Annotated in this window: 1 protein-coding gene; it reads right to left on the reverse strand. The window is 50.1% G+C overall.

Features of this window, described 5'->3' with window-relative positions; translation table 11 throughout:
- The coding region (locus NZ772_18550; GenBank protein ID MCS6815557.1) for a hypothetical protein at positions 1-1,691 on the reverse strand (1,691 nt) is incomplete at both ends.

The raw sequence follows: 1,691 nt of genomic DNA on the forward strand, positions 1-1,691 counted from the left end.
CGTCGTTCCATTAGGGACAAAGCAGAAAATGTCTGAGTTATCCGTTAGGTCTGGATTGGGTAGGAGTCGATCGCCTGTCGAAGCATCAAAGATGAGGCAGGGAAAGTCAGGCATAACCCCCTCTAGTTCCCAGGATTGGAGAGGATTTGCTTGGGCATCTAACAACTGCCACTGCCATTCTTCAGCAATCTGCTCAATGGGCTGGGTTAAGTCTTCGATCTCGATTTGTCCATTGGCATCAATCTCTCCTTGCCAATCCACTACGGGTATGGAGCATGTTCCGGCTGGCCACTCGGCATTCCGTAGGGTTTGGGCGGCTAGCACCAGTTCAATGCATAATGTTTCGAGATCTAGCCTCAGCGTTAAGGCTTTTTGCCCAGAGCGGCGGCGGCTGACTGAACGATCGGGCTTCAGGATTTGTACCAGTGCCTGCCAATCTCGAAGGAAAAACTTGAACTGGGGCACCTTATCCACCAAAAATTCCTGGCGCTGAGCCGAGTTCAGCAAGATCTCTGGTGACTGCTGATAATTCCGCAGGGCAATGGCCACGCTGGCAATACTTTGCAGCAATTCTCCTGTAATAGGTTCTGCACCTGACTGGCAACTATGGGCAAGAAATCGCCTTAATACTGCGCGTCCTGGATAGTTGCTCTGACAGGTATCGAGCAGTTTCTTAGCCAGTGACCGAGCTTCCCAGTTCTGAATCTGAAGCCATCCTAACTCATCGACTAAATCGGCCACTAGGTCAGCAAAGTGGTGCAGATTGCGATAGGGGATGCCACTTTGTAACCAGAGGGTAGAGACGATCGGATAGCCCCCTACTGCCCTTGGCAAATTCAGCAACTTAATTCCATCTTCTGCCAGTTTTTTGAGGGTAGTTGCTGGAGCAGCATTATCGCTCTGATAGGGCAAGTTTAGTCGCTTACACAATCCTTGCCAGAAACCACCCACTTCTTCCACGTGATAGGCGTACTCTGACATCACAAAGGTCAAAATTTTTAGCCAATGGCGATTGTCTTCGTCGTCAAAGCGATCATAGATGTAATCACAGTTCAGATTGTTCTCGCCCAATCGTTTCAGGTTTTCCCCAACAATTGTGACGATCGTCTCTGTTCCCCAAACCTCGTCGGTATCTGCATAGGGTAAGCAAACACTGCCCAAAAAGGGCGGACATTGCCATCGGGGAGCAATTACCTCTTCCCATAGCCACTCAGTATGCTCTAGGTTTGCTAATCGAAAGTCAATTGCCCGAACCAAGGGTTTAAACTGCTTGGCTGGCTCACGCGGGCTTATAGTTGGTTCTAAACTAGCTTCTGGATGAGGTTCAACTCCATTTACCCCATCGTTGGGTTTAACCCCATTATCGACAGACGTAGCACTGAGCATATCAATTTGTGCTTTCACTTGCTGGAGGGCTGCAACTAGTTCATCTCGTTGCCGGGAAAGTTGCTCTTGCTCGTTGGTTAGGGTTCTGATGCGGTCTTGGAGTTGGCCTTCTTGCCTACTCAGTGCTTCTAAGCTCTGGGTCAGGCTGTCGTGCTGCTGGCGACCAGTTTGGAGTTGTTGGTGCAATTGGCTGAGGCGCTGTTCTAGCCTGCTTTGCTCTTCTGTTTGCTGATGCAGCGTGAGGGTCAATGCTTGGTATTGCGCCCTTATGTCTTGCAGTTGGCCCTCCAAGGCAGCAGTTACGG

This window comes from Cyanobacteriota bacterium, assembly GCA_025054735.1.
In the GTDB taxonomy this organism is placed as follows: domain Bacteria; phylum Cyanobacteriota; class Cyanobacteriia; order SKYG9; family SKYG9; genus SKYG9.